This window comes from Bacillus sp. CDB3 (assembly GCF_002081505.1).
GTDB classification, from domain to species: domain Bacteria; phylum Bacillota; class Bacilli; order Bacillales; family Bacillaceae_G; genus Bacillus_A; species Bacillus_A cereus_AT.
Genome location: NZ_ALBR01000033.1, coordinates 1 through 26,443 on the forward strand (window position 1 = coordinate 1; position 26,443 = coordinate 26,443).

A 26,443-nucleotide genomic window follows, 5' to 3' on the forward strand; every position below is an offset into this window, starting at 1 on the left:
TATTATCGACAACTTTTATAGATTGATCTGATGTAAACGAGTTACCGTAATCAATGTGATACACGTTAGAGTTTTTTACAAATGATCCTTTATATAAATCTTCTTTTTTATTCGTTGTATGCATCTCTACTAGGTTTTGAACAATTTTTTCTTTCTTTTCTTCTTTTACAACTGTTTCAAATTTATAATATACAGGGCATTCACCTTTTTTATTATCAATGACCTCCCAAGAGCCGTATATATCATTATTGCTACATCCACTAAGTAGAACGACTAATATAGGAAAAATAAATAGAAGCTTTTTCATTGTGTACTCCTTTCTTATTAGTTTTTATAAACGTGCGAATACGATAGGAATATTGTAAAAAATAAAGTTTAAATTTTTATAAAGAATTTTTAAATTTCACATAAAAATTTGGAGAAAGGTGAAATTTTCAAAATAAAAAGGCATGAATCTAGTGTAATGCTAGATTCATGCCTAGTACTCTATCTTATGTTATGTTTTTTTGAGGATAAATGAAGCGGAAAGAAGAATGACAATTCCATTTACAATATATACATTTACAATAACGAAGACTAGGTTAGCTGCTCCCAAACCACCTTTATCGAATATAGAGGTGAATGCTGTAGTAGTCAAAAAGATAATGGGAGTTAACAATAAAAATAGGAAACCTGCAACAATCCTTCTTTTAAAGTTATTTTGAGATAAGGAAATGGCTAAAAAATTAAGGACGCCAAACATGACCAATGAAAAAAGAAGGATAATTAATAATTGGATGCCATCAGACAATTCCACAGCTCCTTTTTGAAAAATCTATAATTTATTTTATTCGAAAGTAGTTGGGGATAATCCTTTAAATATTTGAATTACGTAAAGAAAATAGATTTTAATCCTTGAAATTCAAAAAGAATGGACCCAGTAAAATACGGGATCCATTCTTAAGAAGTATTAGTTTTATAAATTCGCAGATTGTGACGATTGTTTTTCGTATTGTTTCTGCTTAGAAAGGGAAATGGAAATAATTACCAATGAAATGACACCGAAAATTAGAACCATATACTGTAATCCAATCGTATCTAAGAAGAAGCCAGTCCCGAGTAAGACAATTTGGAACATAACTCTTTCAAACATATTACGGAATGAGAAGAGACGTCCGTGATAGCTTTTTTCTACTTTCGTTTGGAAAATTGTCGACATAATAGGGAAGAAGCAACCAACACTAAAACCAAACAAACCAAATGAGGCAAGAGCCATCCATTTTATATCGCTAAAGAACAACGAAAGATGTGCAACAGCGGTACAAAATGCGAAGAAATATAGTAACTTTTCAGGCTTGAAATGATCAGATAAACGTTTAATAACGAATGCACCTAACATAAACGCTACACCTTCAATTGTATATATGAATCCTTTAATCGTCGGATCATGTTGCATTTCGCTAATGTTAATAACCATTAAATTGAATCCAGCTATAAATAAAAGAGGGATAATACTTAATATAAGTGCTTTAAAAGCAATAGGGATTCCTTTTAAAATACGAAATACTTCCATAAAACTATTATCTTTAGCAGATTGTTTACTTGATGTAGCTGATTTTTTGTCTTCAAATTGTAGGAAGAAAGTTGAGAGGAATAATAAAGCGTATGCTGCCATTGAGAAGGCATACATATACTGTAAACTCATTACAACTAAAAGAATTCCACCTAGTGAAGTACCTGCAATACGAGCGATTGTACCGATATTCATATGTACACCGTTCATTTGTAATAGCTCATGTTCATTAACGATGAGTGGGATTACAGATTGTAATGCAGGGAAATAAAAAGCTGCTGAAATTTGAAGTGCAATCATAAAAGCAATCATAAAAGCGATACTTTCATATTGAATAGCGAAAAACATAAAAATAACACTAATAACACGACCAAATCCAGCGTAAAGAAGGACTTTCTTTTTTTCATACTGATCAATTACTCGACCAGCCATTGGACCAACTAGAACGCCAGCTAACAGTCCGATAAATAATATAACTGATTTCATGAAATCAGAAGGGACATATTTTTGCATAAATTCAAGGTTACCAAGAATACCAGGCCATAAACCGAGACCAGCAATAAACTCCCCAATTAATACAATCCAAACGTTTTTATTACGCCACATAATTAAAAACCTCGCAGTCATTTATAATTTAAAAATCGTATATAAAACCTCCTTATTTATCCGTTATTTTTTAACGTGCTTTTTTAGAGTCAGAGTCTATATTACGTGTTTCATTAGTGGATTTCAATTTTTTTGATTTGTAAAAAAATTACTTTGTTAAGTACTGAAATAAGCAATTCAAAATGTAAAAAAACTTATGCTTAAATACCAATTGATAGTAAAGATAAACATAGAAAAAATAAAAAAGCAAGAACGTATATACTACGTCTCGCTTTTCTTAAATACAAAGTTAAACAATAAATTTACTTAGCAACATTTATGATCTTGTCCAATAGCTAAACCGCTAAAAGACAGAGGGCCAACAATGTCTGCACTTGCACCACTAGTAAGGTTTTCTACAGTTAATGAATACTCGTGTGTTCCACAGCCAACATTTTGATCTATAGCTTGAAATGTTTGCGCGTAAAATTGCTCAGAATCTGTAGATTCAATCCCTACTTGAGCGTTGAAGATTTCTGTATTGTCACGGAAAATTCTAAATAATATTTGTGATATACCAGTTATACCTTTAACTCCAACTGTAGCGATTAATTCTACTCGATTATTACGTGAATCTTTTCTTGAAAATTTCAATTTAATATTAGCTAGAATTGCTTTGTTTGGGGAATGGGGAATTGCAAAAGCTGTTTCACCAGTTTTATTTAAAGGTTGAGTAGCTTGGTAATCAATGATATGAGTCATATTCGTCACCTCCTCATATACTAAAATATGAAGGTAACGATAAATTAGCTTGGACAAATACTAGAAGATTTTAAGAGAATTGAAAAATAATGTTGAGTATATGGGGATAATATAAAAGCATCAAGAATAATTCTCAATTATGAGAGTTATTCTTGATGCTTTTCATACTTTAGGCAGAATATTCTTCTTTACGTACTTCGAAGAATTCATTCCGGCGTAAGTAATTAAAAATTTTTTCCGAAACCTCTTCTTCATGAGACACTAAGAATCGATGATCAAAAGCATAGAAAGATTGACCTTTAATTAATTTTACGTAGTATATTTTACACACCTCCTCTAAATTAGGATTTTTAATTGCTTTATATTATGATGACCTATCTGGTTGTTAATAATACTTAAAGTTTCAAAGGGTAGAAGTATAAATTTAAAAATACATTGAAATAGCTTACAAACTTGTAATATTCATGTCACCTTTTCCGATAGTTAAAATAAACCAATATCTTCTATACTACAAATAAGTTACATAAAACTAGGGGGTAGAAAGATGGAGGAAGTAATTGGTGAAGTTTTAGCAGGGATTTGTGAGTTTGTAGTTGAAGTTACTGCGGATGCTATAGGGAATTTAGTGTCCGGAAATGATGAAGAAAAAGAAGTATTATAAAGCTTTGTAAAGAGTTTAAAGACGAATAACGTGTAAAGGCTGATTTCTAAAGGGAAGTCAGCCTTTATATTTTTTACATTATATCAATATTATTTAAATATTCATTTGTTATGATGTTGCTGAAAACAATAAAGGAGCTGATCGATATGAATGTACTGAATTCTGGATTTGATGTATCCAATTCTCGTACGATTGTGGCGAATATAGATGAAAAGGAATATCACTTTATTGTTCGTGAACATCCACTAATAGGAAAAGTTATAGCGCTTTCTGAAAATGGGAAAGAATATGGTTTAATAGATAAGCAAATCGCTAGTAGGGACAGGTTTATTAGATCAGAACTTACTAAGTTGCATCATTTCAACATAGATATACTTTATGATACCCCCAGGATGGATATGGGTTGGTATGGATCAATTTGGATTGTATGCGAGAGAGGCTACTTATAAGGAAGTGGAAGTTCTTATGAAGTTAAAGGAGGATATAAATTTTTTAGACATAAATGTATGTACTCTAATGTAAGAGATGTTTTTCAAGGTTACGGGATAAGTTCTCGTAACCTTTTTGTTTTGTAATTAAAAATGTAAGAGTTATATTTTGGGGATATTAGTACTCTTATACAAGGAATGGAGCCTAAAAGAGGATTTGAAATTATATAAAGAGAACTTATTAATTATATGAATACTTATAGAAAGAAGATGATAAAAATGAGTAAAGAAGAGCTTGTGAAACAACAGTTTGGTAGTAATGCAGAAAAGTATGTGAAAAGTAAAATACATGCAAATGGACCGGATTTACAATATGTAGTTAAGCAAGTTGAAACTCGTCATAATACTCGTCTTCTTGATATTGCTACTGGTGGGGGGCATGTTGCAAATTTGCTAGCCCCAATGTTTAAAGAAGTAGTCGCTCTTGATTTAACAGAAAAAATGTTAGAAAAAGCAAAAGGTTTTATAGAGGGGAACGGGCATGGAAATGTGTCTTTTATAGCAGGAAATGCAGAAAGTTTGCCATTTGCTGAAGAATCCTTTGATACAATTACATGTCGAATTGCAGCACATCACTTTGTTGATCCTTTGCAATTTATTATTGAAGTCAATCGTACGTTAGAAGATAATGGTTTATTTATATTAATTGATAATGTCTCACCAGAAAATAATGAATTTGATACATTTTATAACTTTATCGAAAAGAAGCGAGATCCGAGCCATGAACGAGCTTTGAAAAAAACAGAATGGATTACTTTATTAGAAAAACATGGTTTACAAATGCAATCATGCATTACTTTTGATAAGAAGTTCGATTTTGACTGGTGGTGCGATATGATGGATGTGCCAGTACAAAAGCGCGTAAAGTTAACAGAGTGTATGATGAAAACATCAAATGAAATGCAGGAATTCTTTAAAATCAAATTTGAAAATAATAAAATAGAGTCATTTTATACTGAAATGGCACTGTTCGTATGTAAAAAAAGTTCAACATTAAAAAGATAAATTTCTTGCAGTCTTTCCGAAGTACGTTATACTTAGTACAGAGAAAATGAGAATTGAGGAATAGTAACAATGATTCGTGTACGTATTGAGGGAACTGAGGAAGAGATGATTGAATTTTTGAAGAAAATGCCTGACATTCCTGGATTTGAAAAAACACATATGAGAGAACCGAGAAAAGGGAATAATCCAAAATATGATTCAAGCAAAAATGTACTAGCATATTTATCTTATAAGAAGATTGAAGTCGCCAATAAATAGGCGGCTTTTTTAATTATCTCCGTTTCACCGCCTTGTCTTTTTCGCATAATAATGATAGTAGATTATGCTGGAGAGGGGTGAAAAAAGTTAATAAAAAAATAATTTTTTTCGGAGATTTTGGTATTGATGATGCAGTAGCGTTAATTTATGCGAATAAAACATGCAAATTAGATATTATAGGTATCGTTGCAGAGTATGGTAATGTATCACGGAAAATTGTCACGGAAAATGTTTATTTTTTAGAAAAATACTATGCTACAGAAGTGAAGATTATTGAAGGTGCCAGTAAACCGATGACAGCTGAAGAACCTTTATTTTTCCCTGAAATTCATGGAGATCACGGTTTAGGACCCATCATACCACCGAAAATGAGGATTTGTGGTAGGGAAAATTTTTGTGAATTGAGTAAATTAATTGAGCCTTGTCCAGAAGATATTATTATTGTGGCGACGGGAAGATTAACGACACTTGCAACATTATTTTTATTGTACCCCAATTTAATGAATCGGGTTTGTTCCTATTATATAATGGGCGGTGCTTTTCTATTTCCGGGTAATGTAACACCAGTATCGGAAGCTAATTTTTACGGCGATCCAATTGCGGCGAATATTGTTATGAAATATGCAAAGAACGCTACTATATACCCTTTAAATGTAACACAACGTGCTCTTATTACCCCTAAAATGGTCGATATTATTGATAAAGAAGGTACAGGGCAGGCGAAACTCATTAAACCAATGATTGATTTTTATTACGAGAACTTTTACAAAAAAGAATATCCAGGTATTGGTGGGAGTCCGATTCATGATTTACTTCCGTTTATTTCGTTTATTAATGATGATATTTTTGAATATGAAAAATCGGCAGTTTGGATTAGTACGACGAATGATGTAACGAGAGGTCAAAGTGTTGCGGATTTTAGAAAAATAGCTGAGCCGACAACATTTGATAATCGGCCTGTACAAAGAATTGCGGTCGATTTTAGTTATGAAGCCTTTAAGGAAGAATTTATGAGGACGATATTGAAGCCAGATTGTTCTTAGTGTAGATAAGTATATGAATCTGAGCAGTAAAAGAACAATCTGTACTGAAGGTTATAAATATAAAGTCAGTCCCAAATATCCGGACGTTCTACATTCATTGTCCGCATATAATATAACATTTGTCCTGTATGGACACCTTCATGATATGCAATTCTTAAAAGCATGTCCCCTAAACTTCGAATATAGCCAGTATACCCAAGTTCGGCTAGTTCTGAACGATCGATTTGTATGTTTGTTAAATCCTCTGCTGCTAGAGAGGCAATAAAATTGATGAATTGATTACGAAAAGGCTTAGAAAAATTAAGTTCATCGTCAAGTGTAGTAAATGCTTTTGTTTCAAAAGGAGATTGTACATTTTGAGCCTTGCCATGATTTTTTAATATTTGTAAATAATAGTAATCACATTCTAGTACATGTCTAATCATTTCTTTGCAACTTAGTGCTTCAGTATCTGGTCTCCAATCCAATCGATTTTTTGGGATAGCTGTCCAAACTTTTATACTGCGTCTTCGTATTTCTGATAAATTTAACAATAGTAGGTCAGTGTTATTCAAATGAATCCTCCATTTTAAAGTTATTTTATTTTAACTATAATGAATTTTTAGTTAATTATCGAACATAAGTTCGATACGTGCTGAAATTTGATTCAAAGAATAAATTTACACGGCTTGAATGGTTAGAGAAATATATGATTTCTTTAAGGACGAATAACTTATGAAAAATGTAACATAACTAATGGTAAGCAATTGTTTCTAATTATAATTTTTATTGGTCAATTATAAAGGAGGAAATGATATGATTTGGTCTTTAATAGTCGGTGGTATATTAGGTTGGTTTGCAAGTTTAATTACTGGAAAAGATGTACCGGGCGGTGTAATTGGTAATATTATTGCGGGTATTGTCGGTTCTTGGCTTGGAACAGCGTTACTTGGTAAATTTGGACCTGTTATAGGCGGATATGCGATTGTTCCGGCTTTAATAGGCGCGATTGTTTTGATTTTCATCGTAAGCTTTATATTCCGTGCAATGCGGAAATGAATACAGGGGACTGTTTACATTTGTAAGCAGTCCCTTTGAATTATGTGGTCTAATCTGTTATGCTACTGTTATACAATCAGGAGGTGTCAGCATTGAAATCATATACAGTAAATTTCCATCAAGAAGATAATGCAAAAGCGACAACAGTACATAAATTAAGTGAAGAGGACTTCAATAAAGCAACAGAAAAAGGTACTCGTCATCTATTTGATTTAGATACAAACGTTGGTTTCTTTGTATTCTTTGACGCAGAAGATGCAGAAGGAAATGATCAATACTTAATGTTACAATATGAAGGAGATCACGAAGAGCCAAGTGCTTGCTACGGATTTGATTTGAAATTATACTATCAATTTTTAGCATTATACTTAAACGATCTTGAATTCCAAGGTGAAACAAATGAAGAAGAGGAAGAATATGGTCCGATTCATCATTTAGCACACTTACTTTACCATATTGTTGAAGATGGTAAATCTATTGAAGTATAAAATACATAATTGAAGCTGTCCTTTAATAGGGCAGTTTTTTACTTTTCATGATTATGATGAATACTGCGATTTACATAACAATAAATGGAATTCTGATAGAGACAAATGGTTTGATTAAACTTCAGAAATCCACAATATGAAACCAGCAGGGAAAGGTTAATCATTTCCTGCTGGTTTTTTGCATTTAAATAAGCTTTTTTGACAGCTTATTTAAAGATTTATAAGGAGGATTGTAACAAGTAAGGGGAGAAGGTGTGTATACAAGGAGATGAATAAGATGATTAACAATACAATTCCAAGCTTTTTAAAGCTTTTGGAAAGAAATGATATAGGATTACATGACTTGAACAAATATTATGATATGCACCCAGAAGCATTCGAAGAGTATTTTAAGTTTCACTGTTCGAAAACAGAAGAACGCCTTTCTAGTGCGATTAAAAAGTATCCTGCAAAACTAGAAGATATTCTTATGATTTCGGAAACTTTACCATCTATTATTCAAGAAGTAAGTGAAGGCTATCGTGCTCAATTTGGCCTTGAGGTAAATGTAACATTTCATTTATTTGTTGGCGCATTTGGTTCCAATGCATTTGTGGAAAGGCAGATTATTGGGGATTTCTATTTTGCGGTAGAAAAATTATCTCCTGTAAGGGAACATCTTCGTGTTATCGTTGCTCATGAAATCGGACATATATATCATAATTTCGTATTACAAGAGAGCGGATGGATTGGACTAATGCTGAATGGACTGATGCGTCGGTAAGTTTGTATCGTGAAGGTGTTGCAACTTATTTGTCAAAACAAATTGTTAAAGATTTAAGTGAGTCTGTTTACTATTCATATAATAGTGACGGTGATCCATGGTTCCAATGTTATAAAGAAAATGAGAAGCAGATTAAGAAACGTTTTTTACAAGATTACATTGAAGGATGGACAGCTGAAAAAGAGAAAGAATGGTTCCGTCTATCAGGCGGGGATTATTTCGGATACAATCGACTCGGTTATTTTTTGGGAACATCTTATATGGAGTATGCAGTACATACTTTCGGGGAAAGAGAAGCACTTACTTTTTGGAGTGAAAATAATTTGAAGAGTAGTGTAATGGAATGGTTACAAAAGTGAATATGTTGAAGAGGGGGCTGAAAATGATGAAAGTATATATGAAAGTACTTATATTTTTTCTGATTTTAACGTGTTCAATGGCATAAACGGCTTGTAAGAGCACAGAGGAAAAGAAACAAACTAATCCAACATCAGAAAATAATACAGAAATAAAAAATGATAAACCGGAAGCGAGTAAAAAGAATGAGGACACCACTCCAAAAGCAGAGAAAGAACCTGTGGAAAAACTAAAAAATCAAGATTCTGCAAAACCGACAGCAGATTCTAATTCGAACAATACAGCAATAAATCAAAAATCAATTAATCATATTAAAGATTTATTTGAGCAAGCGAAAGTAGGTAAAGTACCTAATGTTCCATATGCGGCGCATACAGGTGATATAGAAGAAATAGAGAAGGCGTGGGGGAAAGCTGATAAGATTGATCAAGCGGGGAACGGGATGTATGCAACTTTTACAAGTAAAAATGTGGCATTTGGCTTTAACAAAGGATCACAAGTATTTGACGTTCGCTCGTATCATTCAGAACTCAAATCGATTACGTTTCAAGAAATCGAAAAGGCTTTAGGAAAACCAGCGTCTGTTAAAGTAAATGGTAATGACAAAATATACGTTTATAAAGTAAATGACCAATTTGAATTGAAATTTATAATTCCGAAATCGACTGGTAAAGTACATCATATTTCTGTGTTCTCACCGGAGGATAGCATAAATAATATGGCTGGTTAAATGAAGAGCTGTTCCTATAGGGACAGCTCTTTTGCTTTTGTTCTCTCTAATGACTGAACGAAAGCTGTTTGAATAATACCGCCAATTATTAATAAGAAAGCACAAATATAAAATAGAGTACTACCGCTTAATTTACTTAATAACAATGCACCTACAAAAGGCCCGCAAGTTCTTGAAATATCCCAATGTATACCGTATATAGAAAAATATAATCCGCGTCTATGACTTGGAGCGATTTGTGAAACGAATCGTAGTAAGTGATTCAAAGCTATACTTTGCCCAATCACTAAAAAGAGCAATGTGAAGAATAATGACCATATTGTTGTGGAATAACCGTAGCCAATCGCAGCTAACGTATAGCAAGTATAGGAAATAACTATGATTTTAGGCATAGAAAATCGTTCAGACCATTTCACAAGGAATATTTGAAGAAGCACTTCCATGACCGCTTTACAAGTAGAGATAAATATGAGTATGAATAGAAAATTTGGAAATACACTTTCAGCGAATATACGATAGTTTGATTCGGTTTGAGCGTAGAAAAAACTAATAGGTAGCGTAGAAACCATAAGTCCAAACACAGCATAATGCTTTGAAATAAATTGTTTTGGCGAATATACTTCTTTAGTTTTATTAACGTTTTTCATGAGTGGAGCTGTTTCAGGAAGCTGCGTCCATACGAGCACGGCATAAAGAGTAAGAGTCACACCTTGTGCAATAAATAAGTACTCAGGATGACTATTATAGAAAAAAAGCACCAATTAATGGGCCAATTACAGAGCCGATTGCTCCCATCGTTTGCAGAACCGCAAATATTTCTGCCTGTTGTTCTGCTCTTGTTAGGTCAGCAATTTGAGCGCGCTGTGCCGGAATGTATAAAGAGCGGCCAATACCATTTACAACATATAATAAGGCGAAAAAGGCGACGGATTCAGCAAAAACGAATCCGCTTACGGCAAAAGCTTGTAAAAATAAGCCGAGTAACATGATTTTCTTACGACCGTATTTATCTGTTACACCTCCAGCAATTAATGTAAACACAATATCAGCGAGAGGCTGTAATCCGAAAAGAAGCATTGTAACGATGACATTACCATTTAACACTTTATTAACGTGAACAATAAAAATGATAGCTAACATTGCTTCAGTCGTCCGGACTAACAATTCACCGAACAACCGAATGAGGATTGGTCTATTATAACGTTTTAAAAGATGATTCATTTTTAATTCCTCCTTTCTATATTAAAATGATAAGATGGAAGCTGAAAATGAAAAAGGGTAGAATGAAAGGGGAAGGTTTTTCATCTTTTAGGGGGCGTTTTATGAGCATTTTAGAGCAATATATGCACCTATGGCTCCAGTACGGAAAAGGGAGATCAGAGGGGGAGCAATTAGAAATAACAATACAAAATATATCTGAAACATTATTTTGTACAGAGCGAAATAGTAAACTAATCATAAAAAAATTAGAAGAATTACATTGGATTGTGTGGTTTCCTGGCCGAGGAAGAGGGAATCGTTCAAAGTTGTTATTTCAAAAACATCCGCTTTCTTTAATTTTAGAAAGAGGAAAAGAAATAACGAAACAAGGGGACGTAAAAAGTGGAAACGCGTTTATTGAAAGGTACAGCTCGTATTTCCCATCGCTCCAAACTCAATTTCAAACTTGGATAGATTCGATATTTGGTTATCAAGTTGAAAGGACATCTCAAGGGAGAAAAGATGTGCTCCGCTTGCAAGTTCAAATGAATCTAGACATTGCATTAGACCCTGTATACGCTACGATGCGTTCGGAATGTCATATGGTCAAACATATATATGACACGTTAGTGTATGTAGATGGAAATACAAACAATGTAGAGCCAAGACTTGCGTTTTATTGGGAATATGATAATCAGAAACATATATGGACTTTTTACTTACGAAAAGGTGTTCAGTTTCATAACAGGAAAGAATTTATCGCTCATGACGTTATACACACATTTGAACGGTTCTTGAAAGCTAAAAATAATCCGCATGCTTGGATGTTACAGCATGTAGAAAGCTTACATATACTAGATGACTACATTGTGGAAATTCATTTATCTACAGATAATAAGTTATTTTTACATGTTTTAAGTTCAGAACAGTGTTCTATTGTAAGTGAAGATGAAAAAGGTAATTTAATTGGTACAGGACCGTTTCAGTTATGTGAAAATAATGAGGATGTATTCGTACTAGAAGCACATGATTATTATTTTCGTGAGCGACCTTTTCTCAACCGAATTGAATTATGGAATGTAGAGCACAGTGTTAATACGTACGATGTTTTAGCGAAAGCACGATATAAAGATATAGAAAAGCATCATAAAGAACTAACTCGACTTGAGTCGAATGTAACATACATTACGTTAAATACTGCAAAAGAAGGGCCCATGCAAGATAAGATGTTTCGGAAAGCTTTATTTAAAATCATTCATAGCAAGGCGATTGTTGCGGAATTACAAGGAGCGCGCGGAGAGATAGCCGAAGAATTAGTGCTAACAAAGAGTGGTACAATACATATAAATGAGGACATAAATACGCTTATTAAAGAAAGTTCTTACCGTAATGAAACATTGCGACTATACACATTTACAGGACAAGATCATGTTGAAGACTCCAATTGGATACAAAAAGAGTGTACGAAATACGGAATTAAAATTGATATTGAATTTCTTGAAACAGAAGAGTTGTTGCAAATAAGTACGATACAAAAGGCTGATATTATGCATGATAGTGCGACAATTAGCGAGCGTATTGAAGAGAGTTTACTATACATGTTTCTTACAAAAAACAGTTTTATTCATCAGCAAAGTAATATAAACTTTAACGAAACATTGCAGCCGTACTTTATGGAGAGTAAAGTAGAGAAGCGACTTACACTGTTACGCGATATTGAGGATACACTGTTACGTCAAATTCATATCATTCCTTTGTATCGTAACAAACAGCAAGTAAGTTCACACGAAAAAATACAAAATATAATAATTAATTCACAAGGTTGGATTGATTTTTATGAAATATGGTTTAAGCTATGATATATAAGGGTTCTTACGCATTTTTTATGAGATGTGTAGGAGCCTTTTTTGTGTGAAAGACAGGTCTGTTTTACGCATTGTTATGCTATTTGTGATAAAATTCTATTTACAGCGTAACAGTGTTATGTTACATTGTCATCAGGAAGGAGTGTTATACAGTTGAGTACAGATTTAATTTCAAAAAAAGATTTATTAGAACTTACGGGTATTTCATATGGACAGTTATATAGGTGGAAGAGAAAAAATTTAATTCCGGAAGATTGGTTTGTACGAAAGTCAACATTCACTGGTCAGGAAACATTTTTTCCGAAAGAAAAGATATTAGAACGTATTGATAAAATCCAAACGATGAAAGAAGATTTATCATTAGATGAATTAGCAAATATGTTTTCACCGAGCGTGACAGAAATTCATTTAACGAAAGAGGATCTCATTCGTAAAGGGATTACATCAGAACCAGTTTTACAATTTTTTATTGAGGAAACGAACAAAACGACAGACTTTCGATTTGTAGATATTCTTTATGTGTATATGTTAGAAGAGTTACTACAATCAGGAGACGTTAGTTTAGAAGAAGGAAAAATGGTTCTGCAAGTTTTACGAGAAAATTATGAAGCAATTAAGAACAAAAATTGTGACTTAGTTATGATTCGAAAAATAGGGATTTCTACATGTTTCTTAGTATCAAATATTGAGGATTTAATTTTTGAAAAGGGAACAAAAATTGTTTTACGAGAAGCGATTATGAAGTATACCGAAGCATTAAAAACTAAACTGTTGTAGTGGAGGAGAAATAATGCGTACAGAAAATTTAATTATAAACGGTTACGGTTCATCGAATGGTGGTGTGTTTCATAAAGTGCAGCTAAACGGAAAAGGAACTGTTAATGGAAACGTTAAATGTGAGCAGTTTGAATGTAATGGTTACGGTGCAGTTACTGGTGATTTGAAAAGCAGTAATGCAAGAATTAGCGGATCGGGTAAAGTGGATGGTACAGTTAGCGCAGAAATGATGCGAATCGATGGGAAAGCGACAATTACAAAAGATGTAAAGGCGAACAGTTTAAAAATTGCAGGAAAAGGTACGATAGGTGGAAATGTCATCGGTGAAGAATTTAAAATCAACGGTCAAGCGACGATTGATGGTAATTGCGAGGTTGATGTTTTTTCTTCTGAAGGACAATTTACAGTTGGCGGTTTATTAAGCGCAGATGAAATTAATATTAATATTCACGGTACATGTAGAGCGAAAGAAATTGGCGGTCAAACGATTAAAGTAAGACATAGATTGAGTACTTTTAGTCGGCTTTTTAAAACAGTATTTGGCTTGCAGTTAGAGGCTGAATTGTTAGAAGGTGACAATATCGATATTGATTATGCTCACATAAAAACGGTAAGGGGAAACAATGTTACAGTAGGACCGAACTGTGAGATTGAACTTATTGAATATACTGGTGTTCTTACTGTTGATAAAAGTGCAAATGTAAAAGAAATTAAGCAGGTTTAAAGGAAGGGAGAAATGAGTATGGAACATCAACATAGTCTTACTGTAAATGGTTCTGGTAGTTCAGCAGGCGGAGATTATAACAAAGTAAAGATACGCGGCGAAGGAACAATTTCTAATGATATGAGCTGTAATGAATTTAAAACGTACGGCACGAGTGATGTACGTGGCAATATGAAAGTTAAAAACTATGTCGTGTATGGAGATAGTGAAGTACAAGGAAACGTAGATGCGGAATGTATAAAAGTATATGGCAATACACAAATGCATGGTGATGCTCATATTGAAAAAACAAAAGTAAGAGGTATGATTGAAGTAAAAGGAAGGTTTTCAGGTGATTTCGTAGATGTGAAAGGTGCTTTAAATGTGAAGGGGGATATTGAAGTAGAAGAATTATCACTAACTGGTGGTCTTGAAAGTGATGGTTTGCTTAATGCTGAACATATTGAAATCTCACTTCGTTATGAAGGAAGTAAAGTGAGAGAAATCGGTGGGAAAAAGATTACAGTACGTAAAAAATCGAGATTTATTCCTTTTACAAGTCATGCAGGAAGCCTTCAAACATCAATTATTGAGGGGGATGATATTTATTTAGAACATACAATAGCAGACGTAGTAAGAGGAAATCATGTTATAATAGGCCCTGGCTGTGAAATTAGTGTAGTAGAATATCATACTAGTTTTAATCAGAAAGGCAATGCGATCGTAAAAGAACATAAACAAATATAAGTAATGCGAGGGAGAGCAAGAGATATGGTTGAGAAGAATAATAAGCTTGGCTTTGTTGTGGCGGGCTTATTGCTAGGTATTTTAATGGCATCAATGGATAATACCATTGTCGTAACAGCGATGGGAACGATCGTTGGTGACTTAGGAGGTCTTGAAAACTTTGTATGGGTCGTTTCTGCCTATATGGTCGCAGAAATGGCAGGTATGCCGATTTTCGGTAAACTATCCGATATGTATGGTAGAAAGAGATTCTTTATTTTCGGTTTAATCGTCTTTATGATTGGTTCAGCACTTTGTGGTACTGCTGAAAATATTACACAGTTAGGCATTTATCGTGCCATTCAAGGTATTGGCGGCGGGGCATTAGTGCCGATCGCGTTTACTATCGTGTTTGATATTTTTCCTCCTGAAAAGCGCGGGAAAATGGGTGGTTTATTCGGAGCAGTATTTGGTTTATCAAGCATTTTCGGGCCGTTACTTGGCGCATATATTACAGATTACATTAGCTGGCACTGGGTATTTTACATTAACTTACCACTTGGCATTTTAGCACTTATTTTTATTACATTCTTTTATAAAGAGTCACGAGTTCATAGAGAGCAAAAAATTGATTGGTTTGGCGCAATTACTTTAGTTGGTGCAGTAATTTGTTTAATGTTTGCACTTGAACTTGGCGGGCAAAAATATGATTGGGATTCTAGCTTTATTTTAAGTTTATTTGCTGGATTCGTTATTTTAATAATCACATTTATTTATATTGAACGAAAAGTAGAAGAGCCAATCATTTCATTTGAGATGTTTAAACAACGTCTGTTTGGAATGAGTACAATTATTGCATTATGTTACGGAGCTGCATTTATGTCAGCAACTGTGTACATTCCGTTATTTATTCAAGGTGTATATGGCGGGACTGCAACAAACTCAGGATTGTTACTTTTACCGATGATGTTGGGATCGGTCGTAACAGCGCAGTTAGGCGGATTTTTAACGACTAAGCTTAGCTACCGTAACATTATGATTATTTCTGCTGTTATTATGCTACTTGGATTATTCTTATTAAGCACGTTAACGCCAGAAACAAGTCGTGTATTATTAACGATTTATATGATTATTATCGGATTTGGAGTCGGTTTCTCATTCTCTGTACTAAGTATGGCAGCTATTCACAACTTCGGTATGGAACAACGCGGGTCTGCAACTTCAACGAGTAACTTCATTCGTTCATTAGGTATGACGCTTGGTATTACGATCTTTGGAATGATTCAAAGAACTGGTTTCCAGAACCAGCTAGAAGAGGCATTTAAAGGTATGAGCGGGGGGATGAATACAAACGCTTTAGGAGATTCAAGAGCTATTCTATCAGAATCGGCAAGATCTCAAATTCCGCCGCAAATATTAGATAAAATTATTGACGCTCTTTCTAGTTCAATCGTTCAAACATTTATGTGGGCGTTAGTACCAGCAGGTTTAGCATTCGTATTCATTTTCTTTATGGGAAATGAGCGCATGGTATTTAAGAAAAAACAAAACAAGGTAAAAAGTGAAACATCAAAAGCGTAAAGAAAAAGCTCCTTTCAATTTTGAAAGGAGCTTTTTTCATATGTACGGATTCAGATTAGCCTTCGATAATTTCGTATTCTTCGTCTGCTAATAATAAAATTTGTGTTTTCTTACCTTTGTTTTGAACTTCGATTACATCGTATGTACCTAAGTCTCTTAGTTTGCTTTGAGAAGCGTTAACCATAACTTCCATAGAATCAATTAAGATATCTTCTTCAATGTATGATTCAGGCAATGCCATATCTTCAGTTTCTAATACACATGCGTATAGATTTTGTAAGTTTTCAGCAGTTGGGTTTTGTTCCTCAACATCAATGATGTTTTTTACTGCTTCCATATTTTCTTCTTTTGCTTGGTACACTTTAATTTTAGCCATTGTTTTAATCTCCTTTATAACGTAATCGTAGAGGCTACACCTCATTATAACGCTTTTTCATTGAAAGATGAAATTGTTATATGTATTTGTAATAAAAATTATGTGTTATTACTTATTATTGATGTAATTTCCTTATTGATGTTATGAGTAAATAATTATATCCTTACGTAAAAATTATATTGTCCAAGCTTTTCTTATATCCCGCTCATATTATGTGTATTAGATAAAAACATATAGGGAAGGGATTGAATGTAAGTGGATTGCGAGCCGAAACGAAATTGCAAATGTTGTCAAAATAGCATATGTGAATTTTTACAAAGTCTAGAACCTTTTACTAAGGTTGAGAGTATCGTAATAGCCGGAAAGGAATTTGTTGTATCCTATTTTCTTTCATTTAACAAGATGAAAGGTATCGTGTCATTTGTACAAGAGGACAATGATGTTATTTTTGTAGATTGTTCAAAGATTGATGCGATTCGAATAGGAAAAGTGTGTAGTTGTAAAGCGAAAGTTAAATTTATTGAAGAGGATTTTAGTCTCCTTGGAAATGTTTGTCCACAGTGTTTAACGGAGGGAAGCACACTCTTTTTCGACTTTTATAATTCTGAATTGAATTTATCTTTACAAGCTAAAACAATTGATGCACCTAGTTGTATTGAATTTACAGATGAACTTGGCAACGTAGTAAAGCAAATTACTATAGTAGGTGAAGCGATTGTTTCTAAAGATTTCGTTCAAGTACCTGATCTATTAGATTTTCGATTGATATTATCGGATACGGCTGCAAATCCTTTGAACTTCGGATTACTGCTCATTAATTTCCCTGACATTACGTTTATTATTCTTTTCGCATCTAGTGGATACCTCAACATTTCGAACTGTTTAAAAAAAGAGAGTGGAACTGGAAATGTTGAAATAGAAGAGATGAAGAAAGTGATAATGAATGACAACAATACGTACAAGTCAATTATCAAGATGACTAAATTATTTAAAAATGGCGCAACAGAATCTTTTACTTTTAAGAAGGAGATATAAAGAATTTATATGTATTAACCCTCTTACAATATAATAAGGGTTAATACATATACTAGGTAGATTGTAGTAACGAAAAAACCGCTTTGTTAATATGAATGTTAGAAATAAATAGGATGGTTAGTTATATTTTTTATTGCTATGTACAAATTTCTATCAGGATACGGTTTTTTACAATAATTTATGAAGGGACCCATTACAGTAAAGCTAGAAAAATATTATTTAAGTGTGAAAGAGGTCAATTTGTAAAGCAACTAAGAAAAGGGCTACTTCAATAGCCCTTTTCTTAATTATGTAAATCACTGTTGGTAGTCTTTACATAGTTATTCGGAATTGATATCAAGTTAAATCAAGGATTGATTAATTTATTTACTAAATTCTTTTTGAGCTCCCATATAGCTTCCGATGATATTTTGATAACTTGGAAGATGTTTAGCAAGTAAAGCTCCAAAGCCTTCAACATCATTTCGCCAGTCGCGCTGTAATTCAGCTGCAACGCTAAACCAGTTCATGAGTTGTACCCCTCCATGAGCCATACGCATAAGAGCGGCATCAGCAACTTGTTTACTAAAAGTTCCAGATGCATCCGTTACAATAAATACCTCATAGCCTGCATTTACAGCTGATAGAGCCGGGAACGCAACACAAACATCAGTAACTACGCCTGCGATAATTAGCTGTTTTTTACCCGTTGCTTCAATAGCTTTTACAAATTCATCATTGTCCCACGCGTTAATTTGTCCAGGACGCGCTATTTTAGGAGCATTTGGAAATAGTTCAATTAATTCCTGCATGAGTGGACCATTAGGGCCGTCTTCGAAGCTAGTCGTTAAAATAACCGGCAAATCAAAAAAATTAGCGGTATTAGCAAGAGCTAAAACATTATTCTTGAACTCATCAACACCATAGTCACGCACTAGGCTAGAAATCAGGCCAGTTTGATGATCCACTAGAAGAACAGCGGCATCACTTTTTGAAAGACGAGAATAGAAATCAGACATTTTATAATCCCCCTTAAAAAGCTTAGTTATTAATCAATCTTACAGTTATTTAGATAGATTTGGTATACGTATAAAATTTTATCAATAAATATGTTTTATTTAGATAAAAAGATGTGTGTTTTAAAATCAAAAAAGTGAAGTTTTCTTTTTTGAATAGATGTTATAATAATTTTATATTTGTGAATAATTTATAATTATATGAAGTTTAAGTGTAATAGGCGTTTGCTTATATGACGAATAAACGGATGAGTAAAAAAAGTTATTTAAGTGGATTCATAAAGATATAGAGTTATATTGATTTTATAGAAAGCGGGAATGTAAATGATATATGAAGCAAATATACATACTAGAAAAAAATTAGTTTCTCTATTTGAGGATTTTAATAATGTTGTGTTACTTTCTTATTTACAAGGACATATGGGCACCGCTTGGGTAAACAATCTTGAAAATCCGACAGTAGCGCAAGTTACAGTAGGGATTTTCACATTTTATACTGGAGATCCAAATGTGAAGGAAACAGACGAGTTATTACGCAACATTCCTGATAGAATGTTAGTAATCGTAAATAGTGAAGAATGGAAAAAGCGTTTAGAAACATTTTACGAAAGAAAAATAGATAAGTTTTTACGCTATAAATTCAAACGGAATGCGGAAGTTTTCGATCATTCAAAATTACAATCTTTTATATCAGCGCTTCCAAAAGGATACGAGTTACGAAGAATCGATAAACATATCGTAAATATCCCTACATTACATAAGGTCTCCGAAGATTTTACAAGTCAATTTCAAACGGTAGAAGATTATATAAATCGAGGTATAGGTTATAGTATTTTGTATAAAGGGGAAGTTGTATGCGGTGCATCATCGTATAGTATATATGATAATGGCATTGAAATTGAAGTTGCGACTGATCACAATCATAGAAGAAAAGGATTAGCAACTATAGTTAGTGCAGCGTTAATCTTGGACTGTTTAGAAAAAGGGATATATCCAAACTGGGATGCAGCGAATACTACATCTGCAAAACTAGCAGAAAAGCTAGGATATGTTTTTGATAAGGCGTATGATACTTATTTTGTGGATAATGGATGATATCGTTTTAAATAAAAGAGCAGCTAGCAAAAGCTAACTGCTCCTCTCCAAGGGAAAATGGAGAAATACAATCATGTTACTACAGTATGGACAGAACATTGACTTTTAATCAGTCATCTATAAAAATTGAGATGAAATATTTTTGATTAAACCTGAGGCTCCGATTAAGAGTACTGATAAAAAAACGATTGAGAATATACTTTTTTTAGATTTTTTAAATTCTAGGTATAAGTTAATAATTGCACCAATTGCAACAACAATAAAGATAACAAGTTTTATACATATATCATGAATAACGCGCCTTTTAATTACTTAACTGTATTATATAGGAGTTTATCTTGTAGTTAATTTGATGGAATACGATTTTAGGTAATTTTAAACAAAAGAACGAGATATTAGTAGAAAACGTATGTAGCAATTGTATCTCTTGAAGAAGCTGAAGGTGACCAAATAAAGTAGGGTTATTATCTGAGTTTGAAGGTATATATAAACAGTTAGAAAATATTAATATGAAATACGTTACATTTTTTATAGGATCTCTTTCAAGTGCACTTATAATTTGAAAAGTAAAACATGTTATCATAATGGTCTAAACACCAATTATATTTTTTTAGAATAATTGGATGAACAACTTCTTTCGTAGTATCGACCTCAGTATAGCCATATTTCTTATAAAACTTTTCTAATTCCTCAAAAGGAAGACAATATACATTTTGTACTTGTAATTCTTTCGCTGTTACTACTAAAAATGAAACAAGTTCCCCAGCTAATTGTAGACCTCTAAATTTAGGGGGAATAAAAATTCCACCCATTTCTATAGTATTATCATCTAGTTGGATTAATCGTCCAACCCCTGCGTACTCATTGTTCTATGTAATGATTGCAACTTTATCCCGCTTTAAATCACTTCGTCCAAACCCTATTGAATCATATTGTGTATTAATCCATTCTAAGTCATTAGATGTAGCTAGTTGAATACTCATTTCCATACCACCCCATTCAGAAAACTTGTGCTATTGTCATTATATAGAATATGATGACAGGAAAAAAGTAGTTAGAATGGCATGATTTTTATTAACAGTTCAAGTTTTGAAGAATAGTGCATACAATATAAAGTCTTTTCCTTTCTTCATTTAAGTTTTACGTATATAATTTAAAAGTACTATTTTTATTTTATATTTTTTATATTTATAACAGAATAGAGGTTTAAAAATGGGTGTTAAAATCATTACGGATAGTGCGGCGGATTTACCGGTAGAATTGCTGCAAGCATATGATATTGATTTAATTCCACTCCGTGTATATGATGAAGCAGAAACAGAGTATTTAGATGGGGTTACATTAAAATCGGTTACATTACTGCAAAAAATGAGAGAAGGTGCAGTTTATAGAACGTCATTGCCTTCACTTGAAACTTTCCAAGAAAAATTTGTTTCTTATGCAAAAGAAGGAAACCCTTGTATATATTTAGCTTTCTCATCTGAACTGTCCGGTACATATCAATCGTCAGTTGTTATTAAAGAAGAAGTGAAAGAAACATATGCTGATTTAGATTTAGAAATTATCGATACGAAATGTGCTTCGCTTGGCCAAGGGCTTGTCGTATTAGAAGCTGCTAAAATGGCAAAAGAAGGCGCATCAAAAGAAGATATCTTAAACCGTGTCGCTTTTCTAATGAACCATATGGAGCACATCTTCACTGTAGCTGATTTGCAGTACCTTGTTAGAGGTGGACGTTTAAGTAAAGTAGCTGGTTTCATCGGTGGTTTATTAAACATTAAGCCAATTTTAAATGTGGATGAAGGAAAACTTGTACCACTTGAAAAGGTAAGAGGGAAAAAGAAAGTATTAAGCCGAATTGTTGATATTATGGAAGAGCGTGGAAAAGACCTTAAAGGTCAAACAATCGGTATTACACACGGTGACGATTTAGAAACAGCTGAAGCATTAAAAGCATTAATTACGGAAAGATTTGGTTGTGAAGTATTTATCGTAAATACAATTGGTGCAGCAATCGGAGCACATACAGGACCTGGCGTTATAACGTTATTTTTCTTAAATGAAGTAGAGTAAAGGATTGATCATTTGATCAATCCTTTTTTTATTTGAAGGTAATTTTTTCTAAATGATAATATGCTATTGATTCCAGAAATAATTAGTGATAGTGTATATGTTTCTCTATTAATAAATGAAATCTAAGCAAGTTTAATAACCTTTTAGTGTTAATCATAAAGTGGGCTGCTAAATATTGTTGAAAATAATAGAATTACTATATATAAAATTGGAGGCTGATTATGGGGTTTTTTAGTTTAAAAGTGGTATGCGGTGTCTGTGATAATAAAGTTGGATTGAATCGTTATAAAGTAAAAAAATCAAACGCTTGGGTTTGTCCAGATTGCTTAAAAGCAGCAGGTGGTATGACTGTTGTGCCAGTAGATAAAATTACAATTGAAGAGATTAAGGTAATGATTGAAGAGAAAAAAGCCGTAGTCGATGCAAGGACAGAAAAAATTAATGAAGATCCGATGTCAACTGCTGAAGGAATGTATCAATACTGTGTGGATAATAAATTTGGATCTGGGCATAACGAAAAGTGGGGCTTAAAACATTTCGGAGTAATTGAAAAAAACTTGATGCAAGGCGAAGAAGTTTTAATGGCGTTTATCGGTTTACATAATTATGAATCTGCAACAAAACATGATCGTAATTTCGCATATACTATTACTAATAAACGAATTATGTTCGGGCAAAAATCTTTAACTGGTGAGAAATTCAAATCCGTAGCTTACGAAAAAATTAATGATATAACATTTGAAAAAGGCTTATTATTTGGGATTTTAACGATTGATACACCGCAAGAAAAATTTAATATTTCTTTAGATAAAGATTCAGCAACATCTATTAATAACAATGTTCACCAAGTTTTGGATTCATTAAAAAATAGCACTATTGAAACTCATCCTGCTACAACACCTGGGGTATCTGTGGCAGATGAGCTGAAGAAATTTAAAGAATTATTAGATATGGGTGTTATTACAGAAGAGGAATTTAACGCTAAGAAGAAACAGTTGCTTAATTTATAAACGTGCTATTTCTGTATAACCAAGAAGAATTTGTTTGAAACAGCGTATTCCAAGTTATGAAAATAAATAAGGTCTATAAGTAGATGATTTCTGTATTTAACGGGAATCATCTTTTTAATTTCGATAAAAACGGAATTTTTGATGATGTTAAAATTTTCTTTATTCATATATAATTGTGTAGGAGTTAATTTGTTGTAACTACTTGCAAAAATAGGAGGTTATTAAAATGAATGTCCTTATACAAACTCCAACTCAATGGGATTTATACAGGTTATATTTTGATGAACAAGACTTTAAGTTTTCTATAGAACAGTTAAAAGTAGACTATAAAGCTAAAAGAGATCCTGCAATTCTTTCACAACTTATACAGGCTATAGAAAAAGCAGAATACTATTTATATTGCCGATCTACTGAAGATGATGTGCCCCCTGAAAATAATTTATTAAGTGTAAAAATAAATCAATTAAAGAAAGAAACGCAACTTTTAATAGAATCTAGTAAGGAACAAAATATTAATGGTAATAATTCAAGCATTAAGCTAATAGAAGATGAATTAAAAGCTTGGGAAGATATGTATATACAATTACGGAATAAGATAGAAATAATACACAATAAAAAAGCTTTATTATTTGGACAAGCAAATAATATTGCAATGAATAGTGATAATGAAAAGGAAAGGTTAGAAGTCTTCGAGTTACTAACAAACGCATTAAATAAGGAAAAAGAAATCTTTGCTACAGTATTAAATCAAATAGGGAGATTACGTAATATAAAAAGTAACGAAATAGAAGATAGTGAGATTTTATCACAATCTCTTCAAGTGAATGGAATCTCTGAAACTGTTTTATTACAAATGTGGAATGCGACAGAAGAAAATCTAGATAAATTAGTAAGCGCTGTAAACGTGTATAAGAAAGGGAAAGATTCAATTACATGGCATGAACTTATGACAGTAAAGGAAAATAATGAGACCATTATTCCTTTTTCAGTAGCAGTACAAAACGTTTATGATGCATTAAAAAATATAGATGAAGAATTTGCAGAATTTGCACGTAATGCAATAGCAAGTGGATGGGTAGATGCGGAACCGAGAGATAATAAACCACCAGGTGGGTTTTGCGCTCCTTTTTTCAGTGAAAAAGAATCCCGTATTTCAATGCGTTATGACGGGAGTATTGATAGTGTAAGAGTACTTGCCCATGAACTAGGACATGCTTGGCATTTTTATAATATGAGTTTTGAGCAATCTACTTCTTTTTTAGATGATTATTTGCCAATGAGTACAGCAGAATCAGCGTCTATTTTCTTTGAAACCGTGCTCATAAATTATCTAATTCAAACAACAGATAGTATAGATATGAAAAAGTCATTGCTTAGTTGGAAAATAAGAAACAGTTTTAATTATGTAATGGCAATTCGTGCATCATGCCAATTTGAAAAGAGTTATTATGAAAGAAGAAAAGAAGGTCCTTTAAGTGCTGATGAAATCGAGAAATTATCTATAGAAGCGCAAGAAAAGGCATACGGGAATGCATTATCAGAATATCAGCCGTTTGTTTGGATGAAATACGTTCAGTTTTATATAGCAGATGTTCCTTTTTATAATTATCCATACACATTTGGTTATTTAGTAAGTTTTAGTTTACTAGAATTAGCGAAAGAAAATAAAAGGGAATTTCATTTGAAGTATAAAGAATTTTTGCGAGAAACGGGAAAAGCTCCAGTTGAAGAACTTATGAAAATACATTTTGAAATTGATTTAACAAATTATGAGTTTTGGAATAAAGCTTTTATACAAATAAATAAAGATATTGATGAATATTTGCAGCTTATGCAGGGGGAGCGCAAATAGATAAAGGGGGACTACATACATGAACAGAATCGGTATTATCGGAGCAATGCAAATCGAAATAGACTTACTATTAGAAAAACTAGTTATACAAGAGCAACAGACAATTGCAGGAATGCCATTTTACGTTGGAGAATTCATGGGAACCGAAGTGATTGTTACAAGATGTGGTGTAGGAAAAGTAAATGCAGCCGCATGTACGCAAACATTAATTCATAAATTTGATGCAGATGCTATCATCAATACGGGTGTTGCTGGCGGGTTACATCCAGATGTAAAAGTTGGCGATCTAGTTATTTCTACAAATGTTACGCATCATGATGTTAATAAAAATCAAATGAAGAATCTATTTCCGTTTCAAGAAGCGTTTCATGCAAGCGAGGAATTAAGAGATTTAGCCCGAAAGGCTGTTAATAGTAGTAGTTTAAATATTACAGTTCATGAAGGAAGAATCGTCAGCGGAGAATGCTTCGTCGAGGATTCAAAATTAAAGGCGCAATTAGTTATTGAATATGCATCTCATTGTACAGAAATGGAAGGGGCAGCAATTGGACATGTCGCTTATATAAATGATATACCGTTTCTCGTTATGAGATGTATTTCTGACAGCGCAGATGATGAAGCGCAAGATTCCTATGATGACTTCGCGAAAACTGCAGCGAATTATTGTTCAGAAATTATTGTTGAGATGCTAAAAAATATATCGAGTAAAATTGTATTATAGTTCAAAAGGAGAGAATAAAATGTTACAAGCATTAATTTTTGATATGGACGGAACGTTATTTCAAACAGATAAAATTTTAGAATTATCGTTAGATGATACATTTGATCACTTAAGTTCATTACAATTATGGGATACGGTAACACCAATTGATAAGTACCGTGAAATCATGGGTGTGCCGTTACCGAAAGTTTGGGAAGCTTTATTACCGAATCATTCTATTGAAGTAAGAGAACAAACTGATGCATATTTTTTAGAAAGATTAATTGAAAACATTAAGAGTGGAAAAGGTGCTTTATACCCGAACGTAAAAGAAATTTTTACATATATAAAAGAAAATAATTGTTCAATTTATATTGCTAGTAATGGTTTAACTGAATATTTACGAGCGATCGTATCTTATTATGCTTTAGACCAATGGGTTACTGAAACGTTTAGTATTGAACAAATAAACTCACTTAATAAAAGTGATTTAGTTAAAAGTATTTTGGACAAGTATGATATAAAAGAAGCAGCAGTAGTAGGGGACCGTTTATCTGATATACATGCAGCGAAAGATAATGGCTTGATTGCGATTGGGTGCAATTTTTACTTTGCACAAGAAGAGGAACTCGCTCATGCTGATTTAGTAATAAATGATTTAATGGAATTGAAGGGAATATTACCTGAATTGAAGAATTCTTACACTACAAATTAAATAAATGAAC

General features: G+C 32.9%; 25 protein-coding genes and 5 pseudogenes. 20 read left to right on the plus strand and 10 right to left on the minus strand.

Annotated features, from left to right (window positions below; all coding sequences use genetic code 11):
• The 5 genes from CDB3_RS09960 to CDB3_RS09980 form a co-directional block, all read right to left on the minus strand.
• A partial coding sequence (locus CDB3_RS09960; RefSeq protein ID WP_128854353.1) for a hypothetical protein occupies positions 1–307 on the minus strand: 307 nt, incomplete at its 3' end.
• 189 nt (positions 308–496) lie between these two features.
• Positions 497–790, minus strand: coding sequence for a hypothetical protein (locus CDB3_RS09965; RefSeq protein WP_128854354.1), 294 nt, complete (start codon positions 788–790; stop codon positions 497–499).
• 165 nt (positions 791–955) lie between these two features.
• On the minus strand, positions 956–2,158 hold the full coding sequence (locus tag CDB3_RS09970; protein WP_128854355.1) for an MFS transporter: 1,203 nt from the start codon (positions 2,156–2,158) through the stop codon (positions 956–958).
• A 306-nt stretch (positions 2,159–2,464) separates the two neighbouring features.
• Entirely contained in the window at positions 2,465–2,899 is a 435-nt protein-coding gene (exsC, locus tag CDB3_RS09975; protein WP_128854356.1) for an exosporium protein ExsC, read from the minus strand.
• Positions 2,900–3,068: 169 nt separating this feature from the next.
• Positions 3,069–3,221 carry a YqbF domain-containing protein gene (locus tag CDB3_RS09980; protein ID WP_080001761.1) on the minus strand — a complete coding sequence of 51 codons (153 nt, stop codon included), beginning with the start codon at positions 3,219–3,221 and terminating at the stop codon, positions 3,069–3,071.
• 485 nt (positions 3,222–3,706) lie between these two features.
• Here CDB3_RS09980 and CDB3_RS09985 point away from each other — a divergent pair.
• The 4 genes and pseudogenes from CDB3_RS09985 (at position 3,707) to CDB3_RS10000 (ending at position 6,354) form a co-directional block, all read left to right on the plus strand.
• A pseudogene (locus CDB3_RS09985) lies at positions 3,707–4,082 on the plus strand (hypothetical protein).
• Positions 4,083–4,267: 185 nt separating this feature from the next.
• Entirely contained in the window at positions 4,268–5,053 is a 786-nt protein-coding gene (locus tag CDB3_RS09990) for a class I SAM-dependent methyltransferase (RefSeq protein WP_128854434.1), read from the plus strand.
• Between the two features lie 69 nt (positions 5,054–5,122).
• On the plus strand, positions 5,123–5,311 hold the full coding sequence (locus CDB3_RS09995; RefSeq protein ID WP_097829465.1) for a DUF3970 family protein: 189 nt from the start codon (positions 5,123–5,125) through the stop codon (positions 5,309–5,311).
• Between the two features lie 77 nt (positions 5,312–5,388).
• Positions 5,389–6,354, plus strand: a complete 966-nt coding sequence (locus tag CDB3_RS10000) for a nucleoside hydrolase (protein ID WP_128854357.1) — start codon at positions 5,389–5,391, stop codon at positions 6,352–6,354.
• A 65-nt stretch (positions 6,355–6,419) separates the two neighbouring features.
• On the opposite strand, the gene CDB3_RS10005 is transcribed toward CDB3_RS10000, so the two are convergent.
• Entirely contained in the window at positions 6,420–6,908 is a 489-nt protein-coding gene (locus CDB3_RS10005) for a DinB family protein (protein WP_128854358.1), read from the minus strand.
• Between the two features lie 241 nt (positions 6,909–7,149).
• Here CDB3_RS10005 and CDB3_RS10010 point away from each other — a divergent pair, with 241 nt between their 5' ends.
• The 4 genes and pseudogenes from CDB3_RS10010 to CDB3_RS10030 all read left to right on the plus strand — a co-directional run bounded on the left by CDB3_RS10010 (position 7,150) and on the right by CDB3_RS10030 (position 9,730).
• The gene (locus tag CDB3_RS10010; RefSeq protein ID WP_002013368.1) at positions 7,150–7,392 is read left to right on the plus strand and encodes a GlsB/YeaQ/YmgE family stress response membrane protein; all 243 of its coding nucleotides are present in this window, start codon (positions 7,150–7,152) and stop codon (positions 7,390–7,392) included.
• Between the two features lie 92 nt (positions 7,393–7,484).
• Positions 7,485–7,880, plus strand: coding sequence for a hypothetical protein (locus CDB3_RS10015; protein WP_000844593.1), 396 nt, complete (start codon positions 7,485–7,487; stop codon positions 7,878–7,880).
• A 277-nt stretch (positions 7,881–8,157) separates the two neighbouring features.
• Positions 8,158–9,002, plus strand: a pseudogene (locus tag CDB3_RS32270) (DUF5700 domain-containing putative Zn-dependent protease).
• Positions 9,003–9,025: 23 nt separating this feature from the next.
• A pseudogene (locus CDB3_RS10030) lies at positions 9,026–9,730 on the plus strand (YjgB family protein).
• Positions 9,731–9,744: 14 nt separating this feature from the next.
• Here CDB3_RS10030 and CDB3_RS10035 read toward each other — a convergent pair.
• A pseudogene (locus tag CDB3_RS10035) lies at positions 9,745–10,951 on the minus strand (MDR family MFS transporter).
• Positions 10,952–11,013: 62 nt separating this feature from the next.
• Here CDB3_RS10035 and CDB3_RS10040 point away from each other — a divergent pair.
• From CDB3_RS10040 to CDB3_RS10060, 5 genes are all read left to right on the plus strand, one after another.
• The gene (locus tag CDB3_RS10040; RefSeq protein WP_128854435.1) at positions 11,014–12,789 is read left to right on the plus strand and encodes an ABC transporter substrate-binding protein; all 1,776 of its coding nucleotides are present in this window, start codon (positions 11,014–11,016) and stop codon (positions 12,787–12,789) included.
• A gap of 159 nt (positions 12,790–12,948) precedes the next feature.
• The gene (locus CDB3_RS10045) at positions 12,949–13,572 is read left to right on the plus strand and encodes a YhbD family protein (RefSeq protein ID WP_128854361.1); all 624 of its coding nucleotides are present in this window, start codon (positions 12,949–12,951) and stop codon (positions 13,570–13,572) included.
• Between the two features lie 13 nt (positions 13,573–13,585).
• A complete protein-coding gene (locus CDB3_RS10050; RefSeq protein ID WP_128854362.1) occupies positions 13,586–14,296 on the plus strand; it encodes a polymer-forming cytoskeletal protein in 711 nt (236 codons plus the stop codon).
• A gap of 18 nt (positions 14,297–14,314) precedes the next feature.
• The gene (locus CDB3_RS10055) at positions 14,315–15,022 is read left to right on the plus strand and encodes a cytoplasmic protein (RefSeq protein ID WP_128854363.1); all 708 of its coding nucleotides are present in this window, start codon (positions 14,315–14,317) and stop codon (positions 15,020–15,022) included.
• A 24-nt stretch (positions 15,023–15,046) separates the two neighbouring features.
• Positions 15,047–16,582 (plus strand): MDR family MFS transporter, encoded by a 1,536-nt coding sequence (locus tag CDB3_RS10060; protein ID WP_128854364.1) that lies wholly within the window; start codon positions 15,047–15,049, stop codon positions 16,580–16,582.
• A gap of 55 nt (positions 16,583–16,637) precedes the next feature.
• On the opposite strand, the gene CDB3_RS10065 is transcribed toward CDB3_RS10060, so the two are convergent.
• On the minus strand, positions 16,638–16,958 hold the full coding sequence (locus CDB3_RS10065) for a hypothetical protein (protein WP_001062735.1): 321 nt from the start codon (positions 16,956–16,958) through the stop codon (positions 16,638–16,640).
• Positions 16,959–17,213: 255 nt separating this feature from the next.
• Here CDB3_RS10065 and CDB3_RS10070 point away from each other — a divergent pair, with 255 nt between their 5' ends.
• Complete coding sequence (locus tag CDB3_RS10070; protein ID WP_128854365.1) at positions 17,214–17,993, plus strand: BC_2878 family exosporium-associated protein; 780 nt, start codon at positions 17,214–17,216, stop codon at positions 17,991–17,993.
• Positions 17,994–18,355: 362 nt separating this feature from the next.
• Here CDB3_RS10070 and ycaC read toward each other — a convergent pair whose 3' ends face one another.
• Positions 18,356–18,991: an isochorismate family cysteine hydrolase YcaC gene (ycaC, locus tag CDB3_RS10075; RefSeq protein WP_128854366.1), complete on the minus strand. Its 636-nt coding sequence runs from the start codon at positions 18,989–18,991 to the stop codon at positions 18,356–18,358.
• Between the two features lie 321 nt (positions 18,992–19,312).
• Between ycaC and CDB3_RS10080 the strand changes: the two genes are divergently transcribed.
• Entirely contained in the window at positions 19,313–20,083 is a 771-nt protein-coding gene (locus CDB3_RS10080; RefSeq protein WP_128854367.1) for a GNAT family N-acetyltransferase, read from the plus strand.
• Between the two features lie 552 nt (positions 20,084–20,635).
• Here the strand turns inward: CDB3_RS10080 and CDB3_RS10085 are convergent.
• Positions 20,636–21,066 (minus strand): annotated as a pseudogene (locus CDB3_RS10085) (GNAT family N-acetyltransferase).
• 229 nt (positions 21,067–21,295) lie between these two features.
• Between CDB3_RS10085 and CDB3_RS10090 the strand changes: the two are divergent.
• From CDB3_RS10090 to CDB3_RS10110, 5 genes are all read left to right on the plus strand, one after another.
• Complete coding sequence (locus tag CDB3_RS10090) at positions 21,296–22,156, plus strand: DegV family protein (RefSeq protein WP_128854368.1); 861 nt, start codon at positions 21,296–21,298, stop codon at positions 22,154–22,156.
• A gap of 221 nt (positions 22,157–22,377) precedes the next feature.
• Positions 22,378–23,166, plus strand: coding sequence for a PH domain-containing protein (locus CDB3_RS10095; protein WP_128854369.1), 789 nt, complete (start codon positions 22,378–22,380; stop codon positions 23,164–23,166).
• A gap of 226 nt (positions 23,167–23,392) precedes the next feature.
• Entirely contained in the window at positions 23,393–25,018 is a 1,626-nt protein-coding gene (locus CDB3_RS10100) for a M3 family metallopeptidase (RefSeq protein WP_128854370.1), read from the plus strand.
• A 19-nt stretch (positions 25,019–25,037) separates the two neighbouring features.
• Positions 25,038–25,739 (plus strand): 5'-methylthioadenosine/adenosylhomocysteine nucleosidase, encoded by a 702-nt coding sequence (locus tag CDB3_RS10105; protein ID WP_128854371.1) that lies wholly within the window; start codon positions 25,038–25,040, stop codon positions 25,737–25,739.
• A gap of 19 nt (positions 25,740–25,758) precedes the next feature.
• A complete protein-coding gene (locus CDB3_RS10110; protein ID WP_128854372.1) occupies positions 25,759–26,433 on the plus strand; it encodes an HAD hydrolase-like protein in 675 nt (224 codons plus the stop codon).
• Positions 26,434–26,443: the final 10 nt, after the last annotated feature.